Raw genomic sequence first — 21,305 nt, 5'->3', positions numbered from 1 at the left:
AGTCTCTAGGATCCATACCCATTCAACGCCTCTTGCGCGGAGGTGTCCCGATCTTGCATAGCAAAGCACACCAAAGCACCCATCGAACCACCAGATGAAAATCACTCCGTGTGTCCGGGTGAGGGGTGCCGCCAAGTCGGGTGAATGACGAATCCGCAGGCCAGCGAAGTGCCGTTGATATTCGGCGTGGATTGTCAGTGCGGTGGGTTACCGTCTTGATCCGTCACATCTTCATAGTTTCGGGTGTCTGTGGGGAGACCATGTCCGATCTTTCGCGTAACTCTTCTTCCGCCGGCTCGCGTTCAGGCGTGCCGCATTCCGGCGCCGCCCAGTCCGGCGTCTCTCCGTCCGGTGCCGGGCGGTCCCGTACGTCGGTCCGGACGCTGGGGGCGCTGCTCGCGGGCGTGATGGTCTGCGGCGGTACGGCGGCGTGTACGGCGACCGGCGGCAAGTCCGCGGCCCGGTCCGGCGGGTCGGGGACCATCAACGCGACGCCGGTCGCCGCGGTGCAGAAGGCGGTCAACAAGGGCGCCAGGCTCAATTCGGGGTCCTATCGCCTCTCGGGCAAGGTCCCGGGCCAGGGGACCGTCGAGGGCAAGGTGTCGTTCAGCCTCCGCCCGCGAGCCATGGACATGCGGATGAAGGCGTCCGGAGGCCGGGAGGAGGGCGAGTTCTCGGTGCGGCTCGTCGGAGGCTCGCTGTATCTGGGTGGCGGCAAGGACGCGGCGGCCGCGATGGGCGGCAAGCGCTGGATCAAGTTCCCCATGAAGCACAAGGACACCGGCCCGGCCGGCGGCTTCGGGGGGATGCGGCGGCAGGCCGACCAGGACCCGGCGGCGCAGGCGTCGTTGCTCCCCCAGTCCGACGACGTCAAGAAGGTCGGCGAGGAGACCGTCGACGGGGTGCGGACCACGCACTACTCCGGCACGGTCGCTGTGGCGGATCTGCTGACGAAGCGGGCCGCCAGGAGCGCGCTGACCGCCGAGCGCCGCAAGAAGGCGGTCGAGCAGTACAGGCAGCTCGGGGTGAACGAGCTGAAGCTCGATATGTGGGTCGGCCCCGATGACCGGATGGTGAAGTTCCGGGAGCGTGCGCGGGCAACGCAGGGCCCGCTCGACGTGACCATACGGTTCTTCGACATCAACAAGCCGGTCCGGGTCCAGGCCCCGCCCGCCTCCGAAACGATGGATCTGGCACAGAAGTTGAAGGAGGCGGGCAGGCAGCGCGCCTAGGCTTTCCGGCCTCCGCCCACCGGACCGACCTCGCCATCCGGCCCCGGCTCATCGGACAGGGCTCAGGGAGCGTCGCTGACGGTGGGCGAGGGCAGGGGTTCGTCGAGGTGCGGGAGCCCGATGGGGTTGGGGAAGGGGAGCACCTCCGCGGCCAGGATGCGTCGGACGACGGGTTCCAGCGCGTGCAGCAGCGCCTGGATCTCCGCTTCGGGCAGGGAGTTCAGCGGCCGGGCGGCCAGCCGGTCGGTGGCCTGCTCGATGCGCTCGCGCTCCCGCAGGCCGTGTTCGGTGGCGCCGCCGCGTGCGTCGACGAGGCCGCGGGAGCGCAGCCGGTCCGCGGCGGCCGCCCACTCCTCCTCGGTCCAGCCTCGATCCTGGCGGATGGTGTCCTCGGGTACGCGACCGGAAGCGGCGGCCAGGACGAGGGCTTCGCAGCCGTCGAGGCCCTCGTCGGCGAGCACGGCGAGGTGCGCATCGCCCCTGAACTCGCGCAGGGTGGTGGTCAGTTGCCACAGTCGCTCGACGGGGTCGGCGTGGTCGCACAGTGCCCGGTTGGCGGCGAAGAGGGGCCGCGCCAGGGCGGGGGCGTCGTCGACGATCTTCTGGAGCGGCGGCAGCAGTTCGGCGGCGCCGCGCTCCAGTTCGGGACCGATCCTGCGCAGGGCGCGGGCGGCCCGGCTGCCGCGCTCGTCGAGGACGTGCGACGGGCCGGCGATGCTCCAGGCGGCCGGCAGGGCACGGGCCACCATTCGCGGGGCGAACACCCCGAGCACGGCCGTGGCGGCCGCGGGATCCACGGCCCCCAACGGAGCGGTGCGGGAGGCGAAATACCCCATCCAGAAGCCCTTGAGGCTGAGCGCCTTGCCCAGGCCGCGGCACTCCTCGTCGAAGTAGCAGACCGCGTGCAGCGGTTCGGTCACCAACCAAAGCGATCGCGCATGCAGCTCCATGAAGATCACGCTACCGCCGCCGCACGTCCGGCGCAGCGCGTCCGGGCGCACCGAAGGGCGCGAACCACCCGTACCGCCCCACCCACCGACCGACCGACCGGAAACGAGGCTCCGCAGCAATGCCCACACCCCTCACCCCCGCACAGATCGTCGACAGTGCCCTGCAGCGCATAGCGCATCACCGTCACGGTGCCGACGGCCCGGACGATCAACGCCGTCACGGGCACCAACCGGGAGGGCGTCGGGGTGCAGCCGGATCGTGCCGTACCGGCCGACCGGGCGCTGGAGGAGGCGTACGAGGACGCAAAGGCGACGCTTGGCCTAGTGGAGGGCCCAGAGGGGGCCGCCGGCGCCGCGGTCGGGCGTCAGCCGTCGGTGCGGCCGCCGGCTCCGAAGCCTGACTGCCAGGTCCACAGGTGGGTGCAGTTGGGGCACTGCAGATGCAGCACGCTGCCGTCGTTCGACAGGAGGTAGCGCCAGTGATCGTGGCAGGTGCGGCCGTCGAGGCAGACTCCGCAGCCCTCGTGGTCCTGGCAGCGGGGGCACGGCACCCAGGCCCGGCGGCCGATATCGGCGGTGGGGTCGAGGGGCAGCATGCTCAAGCCTGCCCGGAGGACGGCAGCACGCCCGCGGCGACCAGCATGTCGTAGGTGGCCTGCTGGTCCGCGTCCAGGCCCGAGTAGAGCAGGCGGTTCGCCTCCGCCTCACCCTCCATGACCGCGATGGGGTCCCAGGTGTCGCCCAGCGCCGCGAGGACCTCGGTCCGCCGGCGGGCCTCGTGCTCAGTGAGGTCGAGCTCGAATATGTGGTGGTCCGAGGTGTTGCGGTCGTTCATGGTGCGCGTCCCATACCACGTGCGGATGATTCGCACGTGTCTATCAAGCGGGACGGCACTGAGGAAGCGTCAGGCGGGGCGGGCGGCCCCCGGGGGCGCGAGAAGAGCGGAAGTGGTGGCGTGGAGCGACGGGGCGTGACGCAGGGCTAGGGGCTTCAAATCGGGCGAAAGTCAATCATGTGGGACTTTTCGGGCACCCAACTGCACTTTCCGGCGGGCACCCCTCCCCCGCCACCCGATATGTGCAGCATCTTCCGGTGTGACGTAATTCATCCTCCGCTATGCCACCTGGCGGTCGCCCCCCCACCTCACCCCGCCCACTCCGCCGCCTCCCCCTGGAATGCCGCGATGAGCAGATCAAGGGACGACTCGACGGCCGAGGCCGCCATGGCGGGGAGGTGCTCGCGCACGCGGTGCAGGCTGGGGAAGTCGTCCGCCGGCAGACCGCCGTACGCGTCCTGCCACGCCTGCTCGTCGGCCGCGCGCTGGGCGGGTGCCAGCCGCAGCACGCCGGCGTCCAGGGCCGCATGGCCAAGGGCGGTGTCGACGAAGGCGTGGTAGTGACGGACGGCGGTGGCGTCGCCGAAGCCGGCCTGGAGCAGCAGCCCGATGCCGGTGTCGACGGCCCGCTGCTCGTGGGGGCGGCCCGTGACGCGAACGGTGCTGAAGGCCGCGATCTGCGGGTGGCGCAGCGCGGAACGGTAGGCACGCATACCGAAGTCCCGCAGGTCGGCCGCCCAGTCGCCGCTGGGCACGAAGCCCTCCATGGACTCCCCGATCAGCCGGTCGGCGAGTGCCAGCAGCAGGTCCTCGGTGTTGCGGAAGTAGCGGTAGACGGCGGACGGATCGGCGCCGAGGGCCGCGCCCAGCTTGCGTACGGTGAAGGCCTGCGCCCCTTGGGCGTCGATCAGCTCGCGGGCGGTGTCGACGATGAGATCGGCCGACAGGACCACCCCTGAACCGGTCGGCCGACGCCGTTTGCGCTCGGCCGGGACCCGCTCGCTCGCCGCCACACCGCACCCCTCCGCTCCGCCTTGGCGCCCGGTCCGGCCCGGTGCGCTCCTGCGCCGTGCCCAGGCCGCGTCAGGGCCCGGTCGGGCCAGTTAATCACCAGGTTACGTCAACACCGTTGACACAAGGATGCGCGGACTGTTTCATCGGCGGACACACGGCCCATCGGGACCGGTCCGGCCCCCCGTCCAAGGAGTCAGTGCCATGCCCTCCGCAGTGCAGCAGCAGGACCCCGGCCCGGCGAGAATGCGCCGCTCACTGGGGGTGAAGGACGGGGTGGCGATCGCCGCGTCGAGCACCGCAGCGACCACCAGCATCGGTATCGGGATGGGGTCGCTGGCCGCGTACGCCGGCCGGCAGACCCCCGCCCTGTTGCTGCTGGCCTTCGTGCCCATCCTCGGCATCGCGTTGTCGTACGCCCGGCTCAACCGCACCGAGCCCAACTGCGGCAGCGGCTACACCTGGGTGGGCCGGTCCATCGGCCCCTGGCCCGGCTTTCTGACCGGCTGGGTCGTGCTGGTCGGCAATGTGATCTTCATGGCCTACACGGGTGCCGTCACCGGGTCCGTCGTGCTCCAGTTCCTCAACAAGCTGGGCCTGTACAGCCTGTTGGGGTTGCGCCTGGATCCGTCCTCCACCGGCATCAGCACGGCCGTCGGCCTGATCGCGCTGGTCGCCGTCACCCTCACCGCCATCACAGGCGTACGGGCCGCGACCCGGCTGCAGCTGTGGCTGCTGGTCTTCGAGTACGCGGTCCTGCTGGTCTTCTGCGGCTACGCCCTGGTCATCGGCGACCAGCCGTTCTCGCTGTCCTGGCTGAACCCCTTCGATATCGCCTCACCGCAGGCGCTGGCCCAGGGCATGGTCATCGCGGTGTTCATCTACTGGGGCTGGGACGCCGCGTTCAGCGTCAACGAGGAGACCCGCGACGCCTCCGACGCGGCCCGCGGCGGAATGATCGCGCTGGTGGCGATGCTCGGTCTGTTCCTGATCGGTGCGCTGGCCTTCCAGCGGGTGATGAGCACCGAGGAACTCATCCGCAACGGCCCGCAGGCGCTCACCTTCCTCGGCGGGAAGCTGGCGCCCGAGCCCTGGGCCTCCCTGCCGCTGGCCGCGCTGATGTGCTCCGCCTTCGCCTCCCTCCAGTCGAGCGTCATCCCCACCGCCCGCGGCGCGCTGGCGATGGCCCGCGACCGGACGCTGGGCACCGTTTGGCAGCGGGTGCACCCGCGCTACGGCTCCCCCGCCGTGGGCACTCTCCTGATCATGGCCCTCGCCGCGCTGCTCGCCGTACTCGCCGTCGGCATCCCCGAGCTCAACGACATGATCCTCACGGCGGTCAACTCGATCGGCCTGACCGTGGCCCTCTATTACGGACTGACCGCCCTGGCCTGCGCGGTGCGCTTCCGCGGCAGCCTGCGCCAGGGGCCGGTCCGGGCGCTGCGGGACGTGGTCGTCCCCGCGGCGAGCGCGCTGGCGCTGTTCGGACTCGGCGGCTACCTCGTCCGGTACTACGCGACGCTCAGCGACCGCTTCGAGCCGAGCCCGGACAACGGCTGGTTCATGCTGCTGCTCCCCTCGCTGTTCATCCTGGCGGGCCTGGCGACCGCGGCCTGGGCCAAGTGGGTACGCCGCGCGCCGTACTTCACGACCGGCCGGGGCACCGACGCCGACGCGATCACCTTGCCGATGGACGGCGAAGCGGCCCCGCTGCCCCGCGCGTAGGCGAGCCGACCGCACCGCGACATGACGGGCCCCGGACCGCGGCCCGCCACGTCCCGCAGCACGCCGCCCCCGACCTCCCGAAACGCGGCCGGACCCCTGCCGCACCCACACCACACCCCCGCATCACACACCCCACGCGACTGGAGCACCTGCCAGATGGACCTCAGCACCACCGTCGAGCCCGAGCCGACCCCGGACACCACCACCGCCTCCGGATCCCCGGCCGACCTCGTCTTCCTCTCCGGCCCCGTGCACACCGTCGACGCCGCGCGCAGCCGAGCGGGCGCGGTGGCGGTGCGCGGGGACCGTATCGTCGCCGTCGGACACGAGCCGGAGGTACGCGACCTGATCGGGCCGGGTACGGAGGTGGTCGATCTGGGCGGCCGGCTGCTGATCCCCGGCTTCCAGGACGCGCATGTCCATCCGGTGGGCGGCGGCATGGAGTTGGCCCTGTGCGATCTGAGCGCGGCGGAGACGGCGGACGCCTACCGCGAGCTGATCGGCCGCTATGCCGCCACGCATCCGGACGTGCCGTGGATCACCGGCGGCGGCTGGTCGCTGGAGGCGTTCCCCGGCGGGATGCCGACCCGGGAGTTCCTGGACGCCCTGGTGCCCGATCGCCCGGTGTTCCTCGTCAACCGCGACCACCACGGCGGCTGGGCCAACTCCCGTGCGCTGGAGCTGGCCGGGCTCACGGCCCGTACGCCCGACCCCGCCGACGGGCGGATCGAGCGGGCGGCCGACGGCCGGCCCTCCGGCATGCTGCAGGAGGGCGCCATGCGGCTGGTGGCCGAGCTGATTCCGGCGGCGGGCCTCGACGAGCAGATCGCCGGTCTGCTCAGGGCGCAGCGGCTGCTCCACTCCTACGGAGTGACCGCCTGGCAGGACGCGATGCTGGGCGACGGCCCCGGTACGGTCGACGCCGTTCCCGCGTACCTGGCCGCCCGGCAGGACGGGAAGCTGACCGCACGGGTGACGGGGGCGCTGTGGTGGGACCGGGCCCGGGGCGTCGAGCAGATCCCCGAACTCATCGCGAAGCGCGCCGAGTTGACCGGCGGGCGGCTGCGCGCGACCAGCGTGAAGATCATGCAGGACGGGATCGCCGAGAACCACACGGCCGCGATGCTCACCCCCTACCTCACCGCCTGCGGCTGTGCGTCCGACAACAGCGGCATCTCCTTCATCGACCCCGAGGAGCTGCGGGCCTACGTGACCCTGCTGGACGCCGAGGACTTCCAGGTGCACTTCCATGCGCTGGGCGACCGGGCCGTACGCGAGGCGCTGGACGCGGTGGAGGCGGCCCGGCGGACGAACGGCCGGCGCGACACCCGGCCGCACCTGGCCCATCTCCAGGTGGTGCACCCCGATGACGTCCCGCGGTTCCGCCGGCTGGGCGCGACGGCGAACATCCAGGCGCTGTGGGCGGCCCATGAACCGCAGATGGACGAGCTGACGATTCCCTTCCTGGGTGCCCAACGGGCGGCCCGGCAGTACCCGTTCGGCGATCTGCTGCGCGCGGGCGCCACCCTCGCGGCGGGCAGCGACTGGCCGGTCAGCTCCCCCGACCCGCTCGCCGCGCTGCATGTCGCGGTCAACCGCCGTACGCCGGAGGCCCCGTCCTCGGTGCCGGTCTTCCTGCCCGAGCAGCGCATCGATCTGGGCTCGGCGCTCGCCGCGTACACGGCCGGCAGCGCCTACGCCAACCACCTCGACGACACCGGCTCCATCCAGCCCGGAAAGCTGGCCGATCTGGTCGTCCTGGACCGCGATCCCTTCGACGGCCCCGACGAGGAGATCGCCGAAACCCGTGTCCTGCAGACGTTCGTCGGGGGGCGGCGGGTGTACGCGGCCGAAAACGCCTGAGGCCGGGCGCGGCGCGGGCGCTCTTGGGCGTTCCTCCACATGCGGCGGGCTTTCCGCGGCGTCGTTTCGGATGACGTGCGGATGGCCCGGCGACCGGGACCGCGGGTCTACTGGGGCGAGTTGCTCGTTCGGGGGGATGCGGTGTCTGCGGTGAACGGTTTTCGTGCGGTGTTCTCCGTCGCGGGTCCCTGGCTGCCGGTGCTCTCGTTCCTGGCGCGGCTGCCCGCTGCGCTCTGCCCGATCGGCACGCTGATGATGCTGACGGAGCTGGAGGGTATCGCGCGGGCCGGGGTGGTCGCGGGGATGCTGTGGCTGGGGCAGGCGGTGGGCGGTCCGCCGATCGGGCGGCTGGCCGACCGGTGCGGGCACCGGCCGGTGATCCTGGTGGCCGCGCCGGCGAACGCGGTGGCCGCCGTGGCACTGGTCGGGTCGGTGCTCGGCGGGCTTCCGGTGGCGGCGTCGGCGCTGCTGGCGGGGCTGGTCGGGTTGACGATGCCGCAGGTGGGGCCGCTGTCGCGGACGCGGTGGATCGCGCTGACCGCATCCCGCCCCGAGGGGAAGGAGTTGACCGCGCGTGCGCTGTCGTTGGACACCACGATCGACGAGATCAGCTTTATGGCGGGGCCGGCGCTGGCGGCGACGGTCGTGGTGGTGTGCCACCCCTCGGCGGCGCTGCTGCTCGCGGCCCTGCTCAGCGCCGTGTGCGGGGTGCTGTTCGGGCTGCATCCGACGACTCCGGGGCCGGTGCGGTCCGGGCCGGGGACGGCGGCCGGGGTGCGGTTGGCGTCGCCCGCCCTGATCGTGCTGTGTGCGATGGCGCTGGCGCAGGGGCTCATCTGGGGCGGCGCCAACGCCGGTGTCAGCGCGCTGTCCGAGCATCTGGGCGATGCCGGCATGGCCGGGTTCGTGTGGGGCGCGATGGCGGTGACCAGTGCGCTTGCGGGGTTGGTGGCGACGGCGCGGCCGGGGAAGCGGGATCTGACGGTCCGGCTCCGGCTCGCGATCGTGGCGCAGACGCTGCTGGTGCTGCCGCTGCTCGCGGTGTCCGGGTTCGCCGGTACGACGCTGGTCATCGCCGGGATCGGCGCGGCGGTGGCGCCCCATCTGATCGCGGTGTTCGGGCTCGCCGAGCGGGTCGCGCCGGCTGTGCGGATGGGCGAGGCGATGACGCTGCTGGGGTCCGGGCTGATCGTCGGGCAGGGTGTGGCCGCGCTCGCGGCCGGTCCGCTGGCCCAGGCGTACGGGTTCCGGGCCGCGTTCGGGGTGAGCTGTGCGGCGGGGCTGGCCGCCTGTGCGGTGGCGCTGGTACTGGTCCGGGGGCGGCGGTTCACCCCGGTGTCCGCCGGGTCCGGGCGTCCAGCACCGTCCGCCACCCAGGTGTCGCCGCCGGCTCCGGAGCCCGCGCCGGCCGCCGACCGCCGCGCTTGAGGAAGTCCGCCAGCGGCAGTGTCGCCGCGCCGACCGTGACGGCGTCGGGACCGAGCAGGCCCAGGCCGATGGTGACGCGGCCGGCGGGGTGGGCGAGGGCGTAGGCGGTGGCGTGGGTGCGGACGGCGGGCAGGAGGTGCGGGCCGAGCCGGAGGCCGACCCAGCCGCCGATGAGCACCCGTTCCGGGCTGAAGAGGTTGATCAGGTCGGAGATGCCGGCTCCGAGGTATTCGGCGGTCTCGTCCAGGACGCCGCGGGCGATCGGGTCGGGGGCGCTGCCGTACGGGGGGAAGGCGGCGTCGGCCAGGGCGGTGATCGCGGTCTCCTCGTCGACGTCCGCGGGCGGCCGGCCACCCGCCTCCCGCCAGCGCCGCAGCAGCGCCTCGGATCCGGTGTACGCCTCCAGGCAGCCGCGGGCTCCGCAGCGGCAGCGCCGGCCGCGGACCTGGACCGTCAGATGGCCCCATTCGCCCGCGCTGTCGCGGGCCCCGCCGTGGACGGCGCCGCCGGTGACGATGCAGGCGCCGACGCCGGAGCCGAGGAGCACGACGACCGCGTCCTGGGCGCCGCGTCCGCCGCCGAACCACATCTCCGCCTGGCCGAGCGCCTTGGCGCCGTTGCTGATGAAGAGCGGTACGCCGGCAGGGAGTTCGACGGCGTCGCGGAGCAGGTCCTCCAGCGGTACGGCGTCCCACCCGATGGTCTGGCCGTGGACGACCGCGCCACCGGGGCCGGCCCGGTCGACGATGCCGGGGACGCCGACACCGACGCCGAGCAGCCGATCCGGGTCGGTACCGCTCTCGCCCAGCACGGTGGCGATGCCCTCGGCGATATGCCGGGTGATGACTTCCACGTCGTAGCGGCGCTCGCTCAACGGGAGTTCGGCGCGGGCGAGTTCGGCCAACGAGAGATCGAAGAGCTCGATCCCGACCCGGGTCTCGCCGACGTCCACGCCGATGAGCCGGCCGGCCGACGGGGCGATGCGCAGCAGGGTGCGCGGCCGGCCGCCGTCGGAGCCGACCACGCCGGCCTCCTCCAGCAGTCCGTCGTCGACGAGTTCGGCGACCACATTGCTGACGGAGCCTGAACTGAGGCCCGTCGCCGGACCGAGTTCCTGCCGGCTCAACGGGCCGTCGAAATACAACCGTTGCAGAACCGCGGAGCGATTGGCCCGGCGCAGGTCACGCACGGTCCGTTGGGTGTGCTCTGCCATCTGGTCCCCCTCCCGCCCGCAATCTACCGGGGTGCGGTCCCTTGACGCGCCCTTCTCTCGGGCTTTAACTCACACTCTAAGTTAAGCCATGAGGCCGTTCAGGAACTGAACATGGCCGACCTCGGACTCCTCAGAGAGAGGCGTATCCGTCATGCGCAGACTCCGAGCCGCGACCCTCACCGCCACCGTCACCGCGCTCGCCGCCGTGGCCTCCGGATGCGGCGGCGGGACGAGCCCCGGCGGCGGGGGCAGCAACGACTCCCCCAAGACGCTGACCTACTGGGCGTCCAACCAGGGCCCGAACGTCGAGGCGGACAAGCGGATCCTCGGCCCCGAGCTGAAGAAGTTCGAACGGCGTACCGGGATCAAGGTCGAGCTGGAGGTCATACCGTGGCCCGACCTGCTCAACCGGATCCTGGCCGCCACGACTTCGGGGCAGGGGCCGGACGTCCTGAACATCGGCAACACCTGGTCCGCCTCGCTCCAGGCCACCGGGGCGCTGCTCCCCTGGGACAAGCGGAACTTCGACGAGATCGGCGGACGCGACCGGTTCGTGGCACCGGCGCTGGGCGCCACGGGGGCCGCGCACCAGGATCCGGCCGCGGTCCCGCTGTACTCGCTGACCTACGCGCTCTACTACAACAAGCGGATGTTCAAGGACGCCGGGATCAGCCGACCCCCCGGCACCTGGGACGAGTTGGTCGCGGCCGGCAAGCGGATCTCCAAGGACGGCAAGTGGGGCCTGGGCGCCGAGGGCGGTCAGCTGGCCAACAACATCCACCAGGCCTTCGTCCTCGGCAAGCAGCACGGCGCCGACTTCTTCGACGGCGCCGGCAAGCCGACCTTCACCTCCGACGGCGCGGTGGCGGCGGTCAAGCAGTACGTCGACTTCATGGCCAAGGACAAGATCATCGCCCCGGGGAACGCCGAGTACGGGCAGAACCAGTCGCTCAGGGACTTCGCCAAGGGCAAGACCGCCATGGTGCTGTGGCAGGCCGCGGCCACCACCTTCGCGGCCGACGGGATGAAACCCGAGGACTGGGGCGTCGTCCCGGTGCCCGTCGCGGCCGGCACCCCGGGCGGCGGCCGGCAGACCAACTCCATGCTCGCCGGCATCAACATCGCCGTCTTCCGCAACACCGACAACCTCGACGGCGCCCGGAAGTTCGTGAAGTTCCTGACGAGCGACGCCGAACAGCGGCTGCTCAACAAGACCTACGGCTCCGTACCGCCGGTCAGGGCCGCCCAGCGGGACGCGGCGTTCAACCGGCCGGACACCAAGGTGCTGCGCGAGACGCTCACCAGGAGCGCGGCGCCGCTCCCGCAGGTCACCGACGAGGCGCAGTTCGAGACGTCCGTGGGCACGGCGATCAAGGATCTGTTCGCCGACGCGGCGGCCGGCCACCCCGTCACCACCGAGTCGGTCAGGGCGCGGCTGGCCAAGGCAGAACAGCAGATGGCGAGGTGAGGCGGCTGCCCGTCCGGTTGCGCCGCGCCGGACTGCCCTATCTGCTCCTGCTGCCCGCGCTGGTGCTGGAGCTGCTGGTCCATCTCGTGCCGATGGTCATCGGCATCGTGATGAGCTTCAAGGAGCTGACGCAGTTCCACATCGGCAACTGGGGCCTGGCCCCCTGGAAGGCGCTGGGCAACTACCGGGTCACCGTCGACCTCGACGCCCCGGTCGGCGCCGCGCTGCTGCACTCGTTCTGGATCACCTGCGCGTTCAGCGTGCTGTCGGTCGGGCTGTGCTGGCTCCTCGGCACCACGGCCGCGATCATGCTGCAGGAGAACTTCCGGGGCCGCGGCCTGCTGCGCGCCGTCTTCCTCACCCCGTACGCCCTGCCCGTCTACGCCGCGGTGATCACCTGGGCGTTCATGTTCCAGAAGGACAACGGCCTGGTCAACCACGTCCTGCACGACCAGTTGGGGCTCACCGACGGGCGGCCGTTCTGGCTGCTGGGCGGCAACAGCTTCCTGGCGCTGCTGGTGGTCGCGGTCTGGAAGACCTGGCCGTTCGCGTTCCTGGTCGTGATGGCCGGGCTGCAGAACATCCCCAAGGACCTCTACGAGGCGGCGGCGCTCGACGGCGCGGGCATGATCCGGCAGATCCGGCGGATCACCCTGCCCTCGCTGCGGCCGGTCAACCAGGTGCTGGTGCTGGTGCTGTTCCTGTGGACCTTCAACGACTTCAACACGCCGTATGTGCTGTTCGGCAAGGCCGCTCCGGAGGCCGCGGACCTGCTGTCCATCCACATCTACCAGTCCTCGTTCGTCACCTGGAACTTCGGCACCGGATCGGCGATGTCCGTCCTGCTGTTGCTCTTCCTGCTGGTGGTGACCGCCGGCTACCTGTTGGCCACCTCGCGAGGAAGGAGATATGCCGATGGCTGACCGCTCCCCCACTGCCCGCGGGCGCACCCCGGCCCCCCACCGGCGCTCGCCCACCGCGCCGCCCCGGTCGTTCCTCTGGATCCGCCGGATCTTCCTCGCTGTGCTGACCGGCTTCGTCCTGCTCCCCGTCTACGTCATGCTCAGCAGCTCCCTCAAACCGCTGGAGGACGTCTCGGGCACCTTCCACTGGCTGCCCAGCGAGCTGACGGTCCGTCCGTATCTCGACATCTGGCACACGGTCCCGCTGGCCCGCTACTTCACCAATTCGCTGATCGTGGCGGGTTCGGCCACCGTCTGCTCGGTGCTGATCGCGGTCTTCGCGGCGTACGCGGTCAGCCGCTACCGCTTCCGCGGCAAGCGGGTGTTCACGGTGACGGTGCTGTCGACGCAGATGTTCCCTGGCATCCTCTTCCTGCTGCCGCTGTTCCTGATCTACGTCAACATCGGCAACTCCACCGGCGTCGCCCTCTACGGCTCCCGCGGCGGCCTGATCCTGACCTATCTGACGTTCTCGCTCCCGTTCTCGATCTGGATGCTGGCCGGATACTTCGCCTCCGTGCCGCGGGAGCTGGACGAGGCCGCCTACGTGGACGGCTGCGGACCGCTCGGCGCGCTCTTCCGCGTCGTGGTCCCGGCCGCGCTGCCCGGCATCGTCGCGGTCGCGGTGTACGCGTTCATGACGGCCTGGGGCGAGGTGCTGTTCGCCTCCGTCATGACCAACGACACCACCCGCACCCTGTCGGTCGGACTGCAGGGCTACGCCACCCAGAACGACGTCTACTGGAACCAGGTCATGGCCGCGTCGCTGGTCGTCAGCGTCCCCGTGGTCGCCGGGTTCCTGCTGCTCCAGCGCTATCTGGTCGCCGGGCTCACCGCCGGGGCCGTCAAATGAACCGTGCCGAGAGGCCTCCTACAGAAAGCGGTGCCGTGACCGACCGGATCGACTTCGCCGCCCTGCCGGACGACTTCGCCTGGGGCGTGGCCACATCGGCGTACCAGATCGAGGGGGCGGTCGCCGAGGGCGGTCGCGGGCCCTCCATCTGGGACACGTTCTCGCACGCCCCGGGCCGGACCCACAACGGCGACACCGGCGACCGGGCCTGCGACCACTACCACCGCTGGCGCGAGGACATCGGCCTGATGCGGCAACTGGGCGTCGGCGCCTACCGGTTCTCGATCGCCTGGCCGCGGATCGTGCCGGACGGCGACGGCAAGGTCAACGCCGAGGGCCTGGCGTTCTACGACCGGCTGGTCGACGGTCTGCTGGAGGCGGGCATCACCCCGTCCGCCACCCTCTACCACTGGGATCTGCCGCAGGCGCTCCAGGACCGCGGCGGCTGGACCTCGCGGGAGACCGCCGAGCACCTGGCGGCGTACGCCTCGGCCGTGGCCGGGAAGCTCGGCGACCGGGTCCGGCAATGGGCCACGCTGAACGAACCGCTGTGCTCGGCCTGGATCGGCCATCTCGAAGGCCGGATGGCGCCGGGCCTGCGCGACCTCACCGCGGCGGTGCGCGCCTCGTACCATCTGTTGCTCGGGCACGGCCTGGCGACGGCGGCGATCCGCGCCGGGGCCACCGACCCCGAGGTCGGCATCGTCAACAACCTCAGCACCGTCGAGCCCGCCACCGGATCACCGGCCGATGCCGCCGCGGCGGTGCGGATGGACGGGCACACCAACCGCTGGTGGCTCGACCCCGTCCACGGCCGCGGCTTCCCGGCGGACATGCGCGAGGTGTACGGGGTGGAGCTGCCGGAGCGCCCCGGTGACGCGGAGACCATCGCCCAGCCGCTGGACTGGCTGGGGCTGAACTACTACTTCCCCGCCGTGGTCGCCGCCGAGCCGGACGGCCCGCCCCCGTTCGCCCGCCAAGTACGCCGCCCGGGCGTCCCGCGTACGGGCATGGACTGGGAGATCGACGCCGGCGGCATCGAGGCCCTGCTGCTGCGGCTGACCCGGGAGTACGCGGCGCGCAAGATCTACGTCACCGAGAACGGCTCGGCCTACCCGGACGTGGTCACCGAGGACGGAACCGTCGAGGACCCCGAGCGCACCGACTACCTGCATCGGCACATCGCCGCGTGCGCCCGCGCGGCCCGCCGGGGCGCGCCGCTGGCCGGATACTTCGCGTGGTCCCTGATGGACAACTTCGAGTGGGCCTACGGGTACGACAAGCGCTTCGGCCTGTTCCACGTCGACTACGCCACCCAGGCCCGCACCCTCAAGGACAGCGGCCGGCACTATGCCGAGCTGATCGGGAGCCGTCCGCGCCGCGGCACTCCGCCCGCGGCCTGACGGCCACCTCGCCGGCACGGCCCTCGGCCGGCCTCCGCGACGGGGCCGGCCGGAGGGCGGGCGGGTTACTCGACGACCAGCTCGACGTCGATGTTGCCGCGGGTGGCCTTGGAGTACGGGCAGAACTCGTGGGTCGCCTCGACCAGACGACGCCCGGTCTCGCCCGCGAGGGCGTCCGGCAGCTCCACCCGCATGACGACGGCCAGGCCGAAGCCGGTGGCGTCCTTGCCGATCGAGACCTCGGCGGTGACCGAGACGTCCTTGGTGTCGAGCTTCATCTGGCGGCCGACATTGCCCATCGCGCTGGCGAAGCAGGCCGCGTATCCGGCGGCGAAGAGCTGCTCCGGGTTGGTGCCGGCGCCGTTGCCACCGAGCTGCGGCGGCATGGCCAGCGCCAGGTCGATCTTGCCGTCGGAGCTGACGGCGCGGCCTTCCCGGCCGTTGGCGGTGGCGACAGCGGTGTACAGCGCGTCCATGAGGGGTCCCCTTCGTTAGCGCGGCGGCCGTCTCCCGACCGCCCGACGGCATCGACGATCGCACACTTTTGAATTGCGCGCAACTAAGTTGTGCACAACCAAATCGCCCGCAGGGGGCTACCCTGGATGCCATGACCACGACTCCCGTGCCCGACGCCGAACTACTCCGCCTGGACCACCAGGTCTGCTTCTCCCTGCACGCCGCGTCGCGCGCATTCGGCGGCGTCTATCGGGACGCCCTGAAGGACCTGGGCCTGACCTACCCCCAGTACCTGGTCATGCTGGTCCTGTGGGAGCACGGCCCCCAGCCGGTCAAGGCCATCGGAGAGCAGCTCCGGCTGGACTCCGGCACCCTCTCCCCGCTGCTCAAGCGGCTGGAGGCGGCCGGCCTGGTCCGCCGCGAGCGCAGCGCCGAAGACGAGCGCTCGGTCACCATCCACCTCACCCCCGACGGCGATGACCTGCGCGAACAGGCCCTGCCGGTCCCCCGCAGGATGCTCGCCGCCACCGGGTTGACCATCGAGGAACTCCGGACTCTGCGAACCCTGTTGGGGCGCGTGACCAGCGCACTCGACGAGGCCTGACCTCGACTTCCGACGCGACTTCGACGCGCTTCCCGGCCGCGCCTCTCACCGGTTGACCGGATCAGGACCGTAGGCTTCTCGCCGTCACCGCAACGCGGGGCGCGCCCCTCTGTCGCGCCCTGCCGCGCCATCACCCCATTGAGCGACCAATGTTGGGGCGAAATCGGGACGAAGGCGTATAAAGGGTGGCTAAACCAGCCGGGGTCGCCGGCGAACACCCGTGCAGGACGCGGATGGCAGCACGCCTACGACAAGCGGAGGAGCGCCACGTGAATGCCGCAGAAGTTGTCAACGCCTTGCTCGTCCAACGATTCGGGGTCCGGGCGATCGACGTCGCCGACGAGACCCCGCTGCGCGATCTGCGCATCGACTCCCTGGCCCTGGAAGAACTCCGCGTGATGATCGAGGACCGGCTGGACGTCGACCTCGACGACGTGACGCTGACCTCGCGGGACACCGTGGGCCAGCTGGTGGCGGCGGTCGACCGTCTGGTTCCGGCGTGACGGGCGGCCACCAGCCGTTCTCCGCGGCCGTAACGGGACTGGGCATGGTGACGGCGGCGGGCGTCGGGGCGAAGGCGACCTGGCACGCCGTCACCGAGGAGACGAAGCCGACCGGGGTACGGCACCACGAGGAACTCGCCGACCTGCCCTGCGACTTCATGTACACCTCGGACCTGGACACCACCGAGCAGCTCGGTGTGGCCGCCCAGCGACTGATGGACCGCTTCGCGCAGCTCGCGGTGATCGCCGCCCGCGAGGCGGTCGCCGACGCCGGGCTGGACACCGAGGACTGGGACGGCAGCCGGGTCGCGGTGGTCATCGGCTCCGCGCACGGCGGACTCCCCTTCTACGACGAGCAGCACACCACGATGCTCGAACGCGGCGCACGGCGGGTCTCCCCCAAACTCGCCCCGCTGACCGTCGTCAACGGGGCGGCCAGCAGCGTGTGTATGGACCTCGGCGCCCGGGGACCCAGCCTGGGCGTGGCGACGGCCTGCTCCTCGGGGACCGTCGCGCTGGGCACCGCACACCAGTTGCTGCGCGCCGGGGCCTGCGACATCGCCATCGCCGGCGGTGCCGAGTCCCCCGTCTCCCGGCTGCTGATCGCCAGCGCCTGCCGGATGAAGGCGGCCTCCACCCGCCGGGAGGATCCGGCGGCTGCCTGCCGCCCGTTCGATGCCGCCCGCGACGGTTTCGTCGTCGGTGAGGGCGCCGGCCTCCTCGTCCTGGAGCGGCCCGAGCACGCCGCGGCCCGCGGGGCCACCGTCCGTGCGCGGCTCCGCGGATACGGCGCCTCCAGCGACGCGTATGCGGCCGTGGCCCCGGACCCGGACGGCACCGGCATCGAGCGGGCGCTGCGCAGCGCGCTGGCGGACGCGGGGGTGCAGGCCGGCGATGTCGGCCATGTGAACGCCCACGGCACCTCGACCGTGGTCAACGACATGATCGAGGCCACCATGCTGCAGCGGGTGATCGGCGACCACGCACTGGTCACCTCCACCAAGGCGATGACCGGGCACGCGCTCGGCGCCGCCGGCGGCATCGAGGCCGCGCTCACCGTGCTCGCGCTGGAGGAGCAGCTGGTACCGCCGACCGCGAATCTCGACGTCCCCGATCCGCGGATCCCCCTGGAGATCGTCCGCGGGCGGTCCCGACGGGCGTCCTTCGACTGCGCGGTCAAGACCTCGCTCGGCTTCGGCGGCCACAATGCCGCGCTCGTACTGACCCGCTAGACCGGCGGACGCCGAACCGGCCGGTCCCGCCGGTCTCTCCGATAAGGAAGCAGAGATGTACGAGGAAACGATCCGGTCCTTGTCGGTGCGCGGGGTGTCCTTCGCCTACCGGCGGCTGCGGCAGCCGGAGCGGATCACCGAGCCCGTCATGGTGCTGGGCGGCGCGCTGCAGGGGATGCTCGGCTGGCCGCAGATGGAGGACCAGGTGGGGCCGGTGGCGGATGTGGTGACCGCCGACCTGCCCGGGATGGGCAGCGCCGACCCCCTGCCGCCGGGGCCGAGCAACGCCCTCATGTGCGCCGCGATCGAGCGGATCATCGACGACCTGAACGTCCCGCGGGTCAATCTCTTCGGCTTCTCCTACGGGGCCGGCCTCGCCTACGGATGCGCCCGGCACCTGCCCGGGCGCATCGCGCGGCTCGCCCTCGGCGGGGTACCGGCGCACATCGGCCCCGCGCAGCTGGAGCTGTGGCGGCGAGCCGCCGACCAGCTCGCACACGGCAACACCGAGTCGTTCGCCACGCTGGTGACCGAGGGCCTGATGTGCCTCGACGACCGCCGGCACGTCGTCGGCCGGACCCTGGCGTACCGCTATGTCCGGCGCTCGATGGTGCACGCCGCCCGGCACTCCCGGCACGCCCTCGAATCCCTGCGCCGCGCGCTGTCGGACCGCCCGGACTTCTCCGGCGAGCTGCTCGACGTCCCCACCCTCGTCTTCAGCGGCGAGCACGACACGGTGACCTCGGCGGACCGGCAGCGGGACTTCGCGGCCACCATTCCGGGCAGCCGCTTTCTGACCATCCCCGACGCCGATCACTGGGTGGTGCTCGAACGGGCCCAGGACGTCGCGGACTTGGCGGCCCGGTTCTTCACCGACGGTCCGCTGGGTTCGGCGCCCGCGCTCGCGCCGGTCCTGCGCGAGGGACTGCCGGCGACCGGTTCCGCGGCGTGCGCGACGCACCGGACGGTGGTCACCACGGCGGCGGACGCCCTGGTGTGAGGAGGCGGCTCCGGCCGCGCCACGGTGACCCATCACCCTTCTGTCACATTCCCTTGTAGTTATATAACTCAGGAGGCATACTGAGGCATGCCCCTACCGTTCGATGTACTCGCAGAGCCGAGCCGGCGCCGGATCCTCGATCTGCTCCTGGAGCGCCCCCGGCTGGTCGGCGAGCTGACCGACCAGCTCGGGCTGAGCCAGCCCGGCACGTCCAAGCACTTGCGGGTGCTGCGCGAGGCCGGGCTGGTCCGGGTCCGGCAGGACGCCCAGCGCCGCTGGTACGAGCTGCGGCCCGAGCCGCTCGCCGAGCTGGACGCCTGGCTCGCGCACTACCGGCATCTGTGGACCGGGAGCCTCGACGCTCTGGAACGGCACCTCGACGCCACGAAGGACGACCCCCGATGAACCCGCACTCCGACACCCTCACCACATCCGACGGACGCCATGCGCTGCGCATGGAGCGCAGACTCGCCCATCCGCCCGCGAAGGTCTGGTCGGCGATCACCGACCCGGCGCAGCTCGGGCAGTGGTTCCCCTCCGAGGTCACGGTGGAGCTCCGGCCCGGCGGGGCGATGACCTTCGCCATGCCCGGTGTGAGCGACGTCGCCATGACCGGTACGGTCACCGACGCCGAAGAGCCCTGGCTGTTCGCCTTCACCTGGGGCGAGGACCATCTGCGCTGGGAGATCGCCCCGGACGGCGACGGCTCGCTGCTGACCTTGGTGCACACCTTCGGCGACCGGTTCGGCGGCGCCAGCTTCGCCTCCGGCTGGCATCTGTGCGTCACCGCGCTGTCGCAGCTGCTCGACGGCGAGTCGACGGCCGTGGAGCCTGACACGGGCGAGCTGCACGAGGCGTATCTGGAGCAGTTCGATCTCGGGCACGGCACGGTCGAGGACGCCGCCGACGGCCCGCGCATCCGCTTCGAGCGCCAGCTCGTACGGCCCGCCGAGACCGTCTGGGCGGTGCTGGCCTCGGGAGACGAGCCCGTGGCGGGCGCGCCCGCGCCGGCCGGCTTCACCACGCAGAAGGTGCCGGACGGGCCGGTCACCGAGGTGCGGGCCCCGTCGGTGCTGGCCTATCGCTGGGATCCGGACGGCGAGGTCCGCTGGGAGCTGGGCAGCGGCACCGGCCAGGGCGCCCGGCTCGTCCTCACCCAGACCGGCCCGCGGGGCTTCGACACGGACGCCGCGCTGGACGCCTGGCACGACCGGATCGAGCATCTCGCGGCACGGCTGCTGGAGGACTGACTCCCGCGCCGCGCCGCCACACACCCGTGCCCCCTGCGGACTCCGTGGGGGGCACGGGTGCGCCCGATGCCGTTCAGAGGCGCTCGCCGGCAGTGGCGCCGCGACGTCCGACGCGCCGTTTCACCGCTTCCACGGTGTGAGCCAGGCAACTTCGCGGGGGCCGGAGAGGGGGTCCGGAAGCCCTCTCCAGGTGATGCGGGGCACGCGACCTACGTCACGTACGACCTCCGCTAGTCGACGCCGTTCCGGGTACACAGCGCGAAACCAGGTGTTTATAACGGGCATATCGCCCCAACTCACGAAGATGGGTAGTACAAGGCACCTTTGCCACCATCCAGGGCGCTCGCTAAACATGTTCCGGGTAGCACCGAGAACGAGCCGGCGAACTCAGCCAGAGCGGCGAGCGCGGCAATGACCCTCGGTTCTCACGCGCCGACCGAAGGCCGCTCCCCCCGCCACCAAAGCCCTGGAAGAGGTCACCTCGCATGCCCAGCTTCACCCTGCCCCGCCCTGCCCGCATCACCCGCACGCACAAGATCTCCGCGGCGCTGGTGGCCTCCGCGAGCTGCGCCGCCGCCCTGGCGTTCGCCGCGGCACCGAGCGATGCCGCGACCACGTCCGCGGCGTCGGCCACCGTCAAGCCGGTGAGCGCCAACGGCCTGCCGCTGACCGCGAAGGACCGGGCCGACGACGGCAAGAAGAGCAAGCTGGTCGCCTCGTCCGTGAGCGACCGCCTCAAGGTCACCGCCGTCGAGAAGCAGGGCCACACCGCCAAGCAGGCCGCCAGCCGTTCCGTGGAGCGCAAGGCGATAGCCACGCCGAAGGCCGCCCCCAAGAAGGCGCCGAAGGCCGCGCCCAAGCGCTACACGAACACCCTGGACGGCTGGATCCGCGAGTCGCTCGACATCATGAAGGCCAAGGGCATCCCCGGCTCCTACGACGGACTGCACCGCAACATCATGCGCGAGTCCAGCGGCAACCCCAACGCCGTCAACGACTGGGACATCAACGCCATCAACGGCATCCCCTCCAAGGGCCTGCTCCAGGTGATCCAGCCCACCTTCGACCGCTACCACGTCGCCGGCACCCCCCACAACCTCGTCGACCCCGTAGCCAACATCACCGCCGCCGCCAACTACGCGGCCGACCGCTACGGCTCCATCGACAACGTCAACTCGGCCTACTGAGCCGGGTACGGCGGCCTCCGGCGCGGCCGGAGCGGACCTCGCGGAGTGTTGCGGCGCGACACTCCGACATGGCAACGGCATTGGCCCTGCCCGCACTTCGCGGGTGGGGCCGTTGCCGTTGCCTGTGCCT

The 21,305-nt window shown here is 71.6% G+C and carries 21 protein-coding genes; 15 read left to right on the top strand and 6 right to left on the bottom strand.

Features of this window, described 5'->3' with window-relative positions; translation table 11 throughout:
* Positions 1-308 precede the first annotated feature (308 nt).
* Positions 309-1,232 (top strand): hypothetical protein, encoded by a 924-nt coding sequence (locus tag WAB15_RS36390; RefSeq protein ID WP_407288910.1) that lies wholly within the window; start codon positions 309-311, stop codon positions 1,230-1,232.
* 62 nt (positions 1,233-1,294) lie between these two features.
* Here the strand turns inward: WAB15_RS36390 and WAB15_RS36385 are convergent, their stop codons facing one another.
* From WAB15_RS36385 to WAB15_RS36370, 4 genes are all read right to left on the bottom strand, one after another.
* On the bottom strand, positions 1,295-2,182 hold the full coding sequence (locus tag WAB15_RS36385; protein ID WP_407288909.1) for an SCO6745 family protein: 888 nt from the start codon (positions 2,180-2,182) through the stop codon (positions 1,295-1,297).
* Between the two features lie 365 nt (positions 2,183-2,547).
* Positions 2,548-2,778, bottom strand: coding sequence for a hypothetical protein (locus WAB15_RS36380; protein ID WP_399147342.1), 231 nt, complete (start codon positions 2,776-2,778; stop codon positions 2,548-2,550).
* 2 nt (positions 2,779-2,780) lie between these two features.
* Complete coding sequence (locus WAB15_RS36375) at positions 2,781-3,017, bottom strand: DUF6400 family protein (protein ID WP_399147343.1); 237 nt, start codon at positions 3,015-3,017, stop codon at positions 2,781-2,783.
* Positions 3,018-3,325: 308 nt separating this feature from the next.
* A complete protein-coding gene (locus WAB15_RS36370) occupies positions 3,326-4,030 on the bottom strand; it encodes a helix-turn-helix domain-containing protein (protein WP_407288908.1) in 705 nt (234 codons plus the stop codon).
* 202 nt (positions 4,031-4,232) lie between these two features.
* On the opposite strand from WAB15_RS36370, the gene WAB15_RS36365 reads away from it, so the two are divergent.
* The 3 genes from WAB15_RS36365 (at position 4,233) to WAB15_RS36355 (ending at position 9,044) form a co-directional block, all read left to right on the top strand.
* The gene (locus WAB15_RS36365; RefSeq protein WP_407288907.1) at positions 4,233-5,753 is read left to right on the top strand and encodes an APC family permease; all 1,521 of its coding nucleotides are present in this window, start codon (positions 4,233-4,235) and stop codon (positions 5,751-5,753) included.
* Between the two features lie 156 nt (positions 5,754-5,909).
* A complete protein-coding gene (locus WAB15_RS36360; protein ID WP_407288906.1) occupies positions 5,910-7,616 on the top strand; it encodes an amidohydrolase in 1,707 nt (568 codons plus the stop codon).
* Positions 7,617-7,766: 150 nt separating this feature from the next.
* Positions 7,767-9,044 (top strand): MFS transporter, encoded by a 1,278-nt coding sequence (locus WAB15_RS36355; protein ID WP_407288905.1) that lies wholly within the window; start codon positions 7,767-7,769, stop codon positions 9,042-9,044.
* On the opposite strand, the gene WAB15_RS36350 is transcribed toward WAB15_RS36355, so the two are convergent.
* Positions 8,944-10,257: an ROK family protein gene (locus tag WAB15_RS36350; protein ID WP_407288904.1), complete on the bottom strand. Its 1,314-nt coding sequence runs from the start codon at positions 10,255-10,257 to the stop codon at positions 8,944-8,946. The genes WAB15_RS36355 and WAB15_RS36350 overlap by 101 nt on opposite strands.
* A 151-nt stretch (positions 10,258-10,408) precedes the next feature.
* Here WAB15_RS36350 and WAB15_RS36345 point away from each other — a divergent pair, with 151 nt between their 5' ends.
* Genes WAB15_RS36345 through WAB15_RS36330 form a run of 4 tightly spaced genes read left to right on the top strand, consistent with a single transcriptional unit; the run spans position 10,409 to position 14,943 of the window.
* Positions 10,409-11,725 carry an ABC transporter substrate-binding protein gene (locus tag WAB15_RS36345; protein WP_407288903.1) on the top strand — a complete coding sequence of 439 codons (1,317 nt, stop codon included), beginning with the start codon at positions 10,409-10,411 and terminating at the stop codon, positions 11,723-11,725.
* A complete protein-coding gene (locus WAB15_RS36340; RefSeq protein ID WP_407288902.1) occupies positions 11,722-12,648 on the top strand; it encodes a carbohydrate ABC transporter permease in 927 nt (308 codons plus the stop codon). The genes WAB15_RS36345 and WAB15_RS36340 overlap by 4 nt, the downstream gene beginning before the upstream one ends.
* Positions 12,641-13,540, top strand: a complete 900-nt coding sequence (locus WAB15_RS36335; RefSeq protein ID WP_399147351.1) for a carbohydrate ABC transporter permease — start codon at positions 12,641-12,643, stop codon at positions 13,538-13,540. The genes WAB15_RS36340 and WAB15_RS36335 overlap by 8 nt, the downstream gene beginning before the upstream one ends.
* Positions 13,537-14,943: a GH1 family beta-glucosidase gene (locus WAB15_RS36330; protein ID WP_407288901.1), complete on the top strand. Its 1,407-nt coding sequence runs from the start codon at positions 13,537-13,539 to the stop codon at positions 14,941-14,943. The genes WAB15_RS36335 and WAB15_RS36330 overlap by 4 nt, the downstream gene beginning before the upstream one ends.
* A 65-nt stretch (positions 14,944-15,008) precedes the next feature.
* On the opposite strand, the gene WAB15_RS36325 is transcribed toward WAB15_RS36330, so the two are convergent.
* The gene (locus tag WAB15_RS36325) at positions 15,009-15,419 is read right to left on the bottom strand and encodes an organic hydroperoxide resistance protein (RefSeq protein ID WP_407288900.1); all 411 of its coding nucleotides are present in this window, start codon (positions 15,417-15,419) and stop codon (positions 15,009-15,011) included.
* A gap of 131 nt (positions 15,420-15,550) precedes the next feature.
* Between WAB15_RS36325 and WAB15_RS36320 the strand changes: the two genes are divergently transcribed.
* The 7 genes from WAB15_RS36320 (at position 15,551) to WAB15_RS36290 (ending at position 21,175) form a co-directional block, all read left to right on the top strand.
* The gene (locus WAB15_RS36320) at positions 15,551-16,003 is read left to right on the top strand and encodes a MarR family winged helix-turn-helix transcriptional regulator (RefSeq protein WP_399147354.1); all 453 of its coding nucleotides are present in this window, start codon (positions 15,551-15,553) and stop codon (positions 16,001-16,003) included.
* Positions 16,004-16,272: 269 nt separating this feature from the next.
* A complete protein-coding gene (locus WAB15_RS36315; RefSeq protein WP_399147355.1) occupies positions 16,273-16,506 on the top strand; it encodes a phosphopantetheine-binding protein in 234 nt (77 codons plus the stop codon).
* Entirely contained in the window at positions 16,503-17,738 is a 1,236-nt protein-coding gene (locus WAB15_RS36310; RefSeq protein ID WP_399147356.1) for a beta-ketoacyl-[acyl-carrier-protein] synthase family protein, read from the top strand. The genes WAB15_RS36315 and WAB15_RS36310 overlap by 4 nt, the downstream gene beginning before the upstream one ends.
* Positions 17,739-17,793: 55 nt before the next feature.
* A complete protein-coding gene (locus WAB15_RS36305; RefSeq protein WP_399147357.1) occupies positions 17,794-18,738 on the top strand; it encodes an alpha/beta fold hydrolase in 945 nt (314 codons plus the stop codon).
* Between the two features lie 87 nt (positions 18,739-18,825).
* The gene (locus WAB15_RS36300; protein WP_399147358.1) at positions 18,826-19,143 is read left to right on the top strand and encodes an ArsR/SmtB family transcription factor; all 318 of its coding nucleotides are present in this window, start codon (positions 18,826-18,828) and stop codon (positions 19,141-19,143) included.
* Positions 19,140-19,988: an SRPBCC family protein gene (locus WAB15_RS36295; RefSeq protein WP_407288899.1), complete on the top strand. Its 849-nt coding sequence runs from the start codon at positions 19,140-19,142 to the stop codon at positions 19,986-19,988. The genes WAB15_RS36300 and WAB15_RS36295 overlap by 4 nt, the downstream gene beginning before the upstream one ends.
* A 485-nt stretch (positions 19,989-20,473) precedes the next feature.
* Complete coding sequence (locus WAB15_RS36290) at positions 20,474-21,175, top strand: transglycosylase SLT domain-containing protein (protein WP_407288898.1); 702 nt, start codon at positions 20,474-20,476, stop codon at positions 21,173-21,175.
* Positions 21,176-21,305: the final 130 nt, after the last annotated feature.

It is taken from the genome of Streptomyces sirii (genome assembly GCF_045690365.1).
GTDB classification, from domain to species: Bacteria; Actinomycetota; Actinomycetes; order Streptomycetales; family Streptomycetaceae; genus Streptomyces; species Streptomyces sirii.
Note: the sequence above shows the minus strand (reverse complement) of the source record. Positions and strands in the feature narration are given on the sequence as shown.